Annotated in this window: 6 protein-coding genes; all 6 read right to left on the reverse strand. The window is 42.1% G+C overall.

The genetic code is table 11. From position 1 onward, the window contains the following. Positions 1-1,820 (reverse strand): bifunctional acetaldehyde-CoA/alcohol dehydrogenase (gene adhE, locus Q0191_RS09145; RefSeq protein ID WP_297665838.1); only part of this gene is annotated, 1,820 nt, incomplete at its 3' end. 278 nt (positions 1,821-2,098) lie between these two features. After that, the gene (locus tag Q0191_RS09150; protein WP_297665840.1) at positions 2,099-3,913 is read right to left on the reverse strand and encodes an acyltransferase family protein; all 1,815 of its coding nucleotides are present in this window, start codon (positions 3,911-3,913) and stop codon (positions 2,099-2,101) included. Continuing rightward, positions 3,903-4,316, reverse strand: a complete 414-nt coding sequence (locus Q0191_RS09155) for an MORN repeat-containing protein (RefSeq protein WP_125371656.1) — start codon at positions 4,314-4,316, stop codon at positions 3,903-3,905. Before Q0191_RS09155 ends, Q0191_RS09150 begins: the two co-directional genes overlap by 11 nt. Before the next feature lie 3 nt (positions 4,317-4,319). Further along, positions 4,320-4,742, reverse strand: coding sequence for a low molecular weight protein-tyrosine-phosphatase (locus Q0191_RS09160; RefSeq protein WP_297665842.1), 423 nt, complete (start codon positions 4,740-4,742; stop codon positions 4,320-4,322). A gap of 161 nt (positions 4,743-4,903) precedes the next feature. Beyond that, positions 4,904-5,479, reverse strand: coding sequence for a nucleotidyltransferase family protein (locus tag Q0191_RS09165; protein WP_297665844.1), 576 nt, complete (start codon positions 5,477-5,479; stop codon positions 4,904-4,906). Next, a partial coding sequence (locus tag Q0191_RS09170) for a Holliday junction DNA helicase RuvB C-terminal domain-containing protein (RefSeq protein ID WP_297665846.1) occupies positions 5,476-5,762 on the reverse strand: 287 nt, incomplete at its 5' end. The genes Q0191_RS09170 and Q0191_RS09165, both read right to left, overlap by 4 nt.

Genomic DNA, 5,762 nt, shown 5'->3' on the forward strand with positions numbered 1-5,762 from the left:
TTCGCTTTCTTACCAAGTGATGGGAAGCGGAAGGCACGTTTACGGATATCCATGAATTTTTGAACCAGGTCACGGAAATCGATTTCTGGTTGCTCATAGAAGAGCCACATTACTTTCGCCGCGTCCATTGGAGAACCACCACCAAGAGCGATGATTGTATCTGGTTCAAATGCTTTCATCACTTCCGCACCACGTTCTACAGTTGTGATGTCTGGATCTGGTTCAACATCTGAGAAGACTTGGATAGTGACACGGTTGCTACGTGCGTTCAATTGGTCGATAACACGTTGAACAAAACCAAGTTTTTCGATAGATTTGTCAGTAACGATCATAACACGTTCAATATCTTCACATGTTTGAAGGTATTGGATAGAGTTGCGCTCGAAGTAAATTTTTGAAGGAACTTTAAACCATTGCATATTATTTCTACGTTTCCCTACTTTCTTGATGTTTAGAAGGTTAATAGCGCTCACGTTATCACCAACTGAGTTGCGTCCGTATGAACCACATCCAAGTGTCAAGGATGGAATGAAGGCATTATATACGTCCCCGATACCACCGAAAGTAGATGGAGAGTTCCAGATAATCCGCATAGCTTTGATTTCAGTACCAAAGCGTTTAGCCAATTCTTCATCTTTTGTATGGATAGCTGCTGAGTGACCAAGTCCGTTAAACTCAACCATTTGACGAGCTTTTTTAAGACCGTCTTCTCTATCTTCAGCTTTCAAGACAGCAATAACTGGTGAAAGTTTTTCGCGAGTCAATGGCTCATTTGGACCTACTTCAGCACATTCTGCAGCCAAGATGTTTGTACCTTCTGGTACTTTAAAGCCCGCTTGTTCTGCAATCCATGTAGCTGGCTTACCTACAATATCTGCATTGAGCTTAGCACCCGCACAGTTTTTGCTGTTTGCTTTAGCGCCAAAGCAGAATTCTTCAAGAAGAGCTTTTTCTTTTTTGTTTACAAAATAAGTGTGGTATGACTTGAATTCCTCTACAAATTCGTCATAAACTTCCTTGTCAATGATCACCGCTTGCTCAGATGCGCAGACCATACCATTGTCAAATGATTTAGACATCACGATATCATGAGCTGCTTGGCGAAGGTCAGCAGATTTTTCGATGTAAGCTGGTACGTTTCCGGCACCAACCCCAAGAGCTGGTTTTCCGCAAGAGTAGGCAGCCTTAACCATGGCGTTACCACCAGTTGCCAGGATTGTTGCAATACCATCGTGGTTCATCAAAGCTGCTGTTGCTTCCATAGATGGTTCTGTAATCCATTGCACACAGTTTTCAGGTGCGCCAGCTGCAATTGCTGCATCACGAACGATTTGCGCTGCGTGAGCAGATGATTCTTGAGCAGATGGGTGGAAGGCAAAAACGATTGGGTTACGTGTCTTCAAGGCAATCAATGCTTTAAAAATTGCTGTTGATGTTGGGTTCGTTGTTGGAGTGATACCACAAATAACTCCGACAGGCTCAGCAATCTTTGTCAATCCAGTAACAGGATCATCTTCGATAACACCAGCAGTTTTCACACCGCGCATATTGTTGACAACGTGCTCACAGGCAAAAAGATTTTTCGTTGCCTTGTCTTCAAATACACCGCGACCTGTTTCTTCAATCGCGTGTTGAGCAAGGATACCGTGTGCATCAAGTGCTGCAACAGAAGCTTTCGCTACGATATAATCCACTTGCTCTTGGTTCAATTTTCTCATTTCTTCAAGAGCTAGGAGACCTTTTTGTACAAGTCCGTCAACATGCTTTTCAGCCGCTAATACTTTGTCCTCTTGTTCAACAATTTTCTTCTTATCAGCCATTATAGTCCTCCAATGGTTTCTGCCAAAAGGTTAAATGAAGACTTTAACCTTTGTTAATTATTTCACAATATAATTATACTCTATTCCCACAAATTTGTAAACACTTTCAACAAAAGTTCACAAACTTTTTATGGATTATTTTTTAAACACTGATATTTCAGGCTTTTTTACTAAATTCTATATCTATTCTTAAAAATTTCACATACTTTTCCTTAAAAAATATGTTAACGCTTTCTTTTTTGTTATAAAATGAGCTCGGCTAAATAACCGAGCTCATTTTATGGCTTAACACTGCCATTTGAAGCGGCAGCCAAGGCTTCTTTTATCATGTTAGAGTAGAGTTTACCTCCCTCTGCCATAGACTCTGAATCTGCCCCATAATGGACATAGTCTGTTCCAATCCAAATCTGCGGATTATTAATCGCTACCTGATACCAGTCTGCTACATATACAAAGTCGTATTTCTTAGCAAGTTCAAGTTCGTATTGTCGCATCTTAACAGGAATACTGCTTGGATCATTGGCTGTCCGGCCATCATATGGCGTGACTAAAATCAAGCGATGGCCTTTTGGCAAGAGCTCAATATACTGATCCAGCAATTCTTCATAATTGTCAACTGGATTGGTTCCCAATGCCAAGACGACGTTTTGAAGCAGTGTTTGGTTAGCAATATCGTTCTTGAAAAATTCCAGACCAGACACTAAATTACGGCTAACCACTGCATCGACTTGAGCGTCAGGTATAGCCTCTTGGATCCATTCAGCGGAGCGCAAAGTGACCGAATCACCAATAACAGTCGTTCCCTCTGCCACGTTATAATTTGTCGCAGTTTTTTGGTCAGCGTGCTTACGAGTTGTCTGCATTTTCGTATCGGCTTGATTCAAAGCATTGACAATCAGGCTTTCCTCAAAGGCACCCACAGACGGAGCTGTGATGGTGATAATAAGCAAGATAAATGTCAGCGGAATGAAACTGTAGAAAATCGGCTTGGTGATGGATGTTACATTCATCTCCTTGCCAAAAATCCGAGGCTTCCGTCCAGCTAAAGTCGGCTCTAAAATATAGAAGGAAAGAGCCGCGAAACCAAAACTCAAGATTGTAGTCAAAAGCACAGCCCATCCATTGCTCATCAACTGACTAAAAATAATATAGAAAGGCCAATGGAAAAGGTAGACACCATAGCTAGTATCTGCAACAAAATTGAGAAGGCCAGGCTCCTTTATATTTGGCAATTTATCGTGCAAGATACGGGTTGCTGCTATCATGACACAAGCCAGAAGCGTTGAAATCAAGAAACCAAATAAATAAGTCCACAAGCTGTCAAATTTCAAAATAAAGCTGAGCAAAAGAAGAAGAACAAAACTGCCAGCTAAAGCGATCAAGACTTGCTTGATTTCGACCTTTTCTTCCAGTTTCTTCATCTGAACGCCCACATTTCCGACTCCAGAGAAAGTCGCGAGCACCGTTCCCGCAAAGAAAGGAAAGACATGGGTCAGACTTGAGAAATAAATATTGGAGTAATTCTTGCTGAAAAAGGCTCCGATAAACATGGCCAAGAAGCTGAACAAAAACAGAGCAGCCGAACTCAGAGAAATCAGTCCCCGATACTGAGCAACTGACTTGCTAATCTTGCTAATGCCCCAAGCAGCTAAGCCCCAGAGGATATAGTAATGCACTTCCAGTGCTAAACTCCAAGTGTGAACCAGCAAATGCGGTACAAACTGGCTTTCATAACTGCCACCCGACATCATTTCATAAAAATTGGTCACAAAGCCCAGAGCAGCTGCAATCTGCGTCCCGATACCTGCTACAAAGTCCCGACGGATCAATAAAGTAAAGGGCATGATGATCAAAATCATAAAAACGAGCGGAGGAACGATACGATAAAAGCGCCGTTTCAGAAAGCCCATAATATCAATCGTCCGACTTCTTGTAAACTCATCAATCAATAATGAAGTAATCAAAAATCCTGAAAAAGTGAAAAAGATGTCCACTCCAATAAAACCTCCAGGAAAAACTCCCTGAAAGTAATGATAGAGTAACACCAAGACCAGTCCAGTAATCCGAACCAGTGAAAACCATCTAATGCGCATTTTGATAAATTCCTTGCTTGAACCTTCCTTCATAGACGACATTACTTTCTGTCGTCAGTTTTCCTTTACCATTGGCTTGACCATTGGCAAATTCGCCTTCATATTTCCAACCAGCCTTGGAGGTAAAAGTCCCTTTGCCGTCAAAAGTCCCATTTTTGAAATGACCTTTGTAGCTATCTCCATTTTTAAAAGTCAGGGTACCTTCGCCGTTCATCTTTCCGTGAACTAGACTGCCTTCATATTTTATCTTACCTTGATCCAACGTTAGCGCACCCTTACTAGGGATATTGGATGTAAACACTAAAATTGCTGACAATGCAATCACAGTCACTGCTAGGATTTCTAGATTCTGACGGGTCAGATAGATTTTATATTTATCGTAAAATTCTTTTATTTTATCCATTTTTCATCCATTTAAGCGTTCTAGCCACTTGTGGCAACCAGCCAAAATCAGGTCATAAGTCTCATCGAAATCACCCGTGTACCAAGGATCCGGAACACCGATATCGGCAAACTGGTAGATTTTATCCTGAAAATCCGCTGGCGCCATTTTCTTCAAATCTCGAATATTGGCTTCATCCATGCCGATGATATAATCAAATTCTGCAAAATCTTGCGCTGAAATCTGCTGAGAACTTTTTCCTTTGTCATAAGAAATCGCATGTTTCTTAAAAATAGCCTGAGTCCCCTGATGTATAGGGTTGCCATGCTCCCAGCTAGACGTCGCACGACTCTCAATATGTAGGTCATCGGTCAGACTTTTCATAACAAACTCTGCCATCGGACTGCGACAGATATTTCCTAAACAAACAAATACAATTTTCTTCATAGATCTATTATACCAGAATAAAAAGAAAACTGCGGAGCTTTCTCGATTATTCTGTGACAGCGGAAGCGGACTCTGAAAAACAGCTAATTATACCGACTTACACAAGAGTGCAGATCATTGAGGCAGTAACCTACTCAATCTAGCTTGCACCAGATTCAACTTTACTTTTCTTCAGAAAGATATTCAAAACTTAATTGTGGCCATTTAGCCTGCCAGTTTTTCTTGCGAATTCTTTGCATATAAAGCTTCTTCCGCTCCACATCCGCCAAAAAATGTGGTGTCGGCCGCACCTGAAATGCTCGAATATCTGCCAAGCCATAGGGAGCAAAAAGCTCTAACTTATCATTTTCCAGCAATCGAAGACCGATAGCTGTGCAGCACTCAGGATACTTGCTCATGGCATCTTTCGAGCTAGTATAGGGCTGGGTGTTGGGACTATGACTATGCATATAGACTTGATTTTTCAGCTCCCAAGAATAAGCGGGAAAAGCTTTTCTCAGCTCCATCTCCAGCTGCAAAGTTTTCTCATAAGACACAGTTGGATCAAAGAATACGACATCTACATCCGTTTCAGCATCAAAGCCCGACTTACCAGACAAGATATTCCAGATAAAATTTCTGACACTGCCCGCAGCCAGCCAAGAATCTTTCAATTCTAGACTGCGGATCATCTCCAAAATCGCTCGGATATCCTGATCCTGACTCAGCCTCTCTAAAATCTCTTGATCGGTCATCATTCCTTCATATACTCATATCCTAGATGCTCATAGGCTTTGCGAGTCGCCACGCGCCCAGTCCGAGTCCGCATGACAAAGCCTTTCTGAATCAGGTAAGGCTCATACATGTCCTCCACTGTTCCACGTTCCTCGGCAATATTGACCGAGAGGGTGCCCAGCCCCACTGGACCACCACCATAAACTTCAATCATGGTTCGTAGGATTTTCTGATCCACATAGTCCAGCCCTTCCTGGTCCACATCCAGCATGGAGAGAGCCTGGTCGGTTATCTTATCATCAATCA

This window comes from uncultured Streptococcus sp. (genome assembly GCF_938036805.1).
Classification (GTDB): domain Bacteria; phylum Bacillota; class Bacilli; order Lactobacillales; family Streptococcaceae; genus Streptococcus.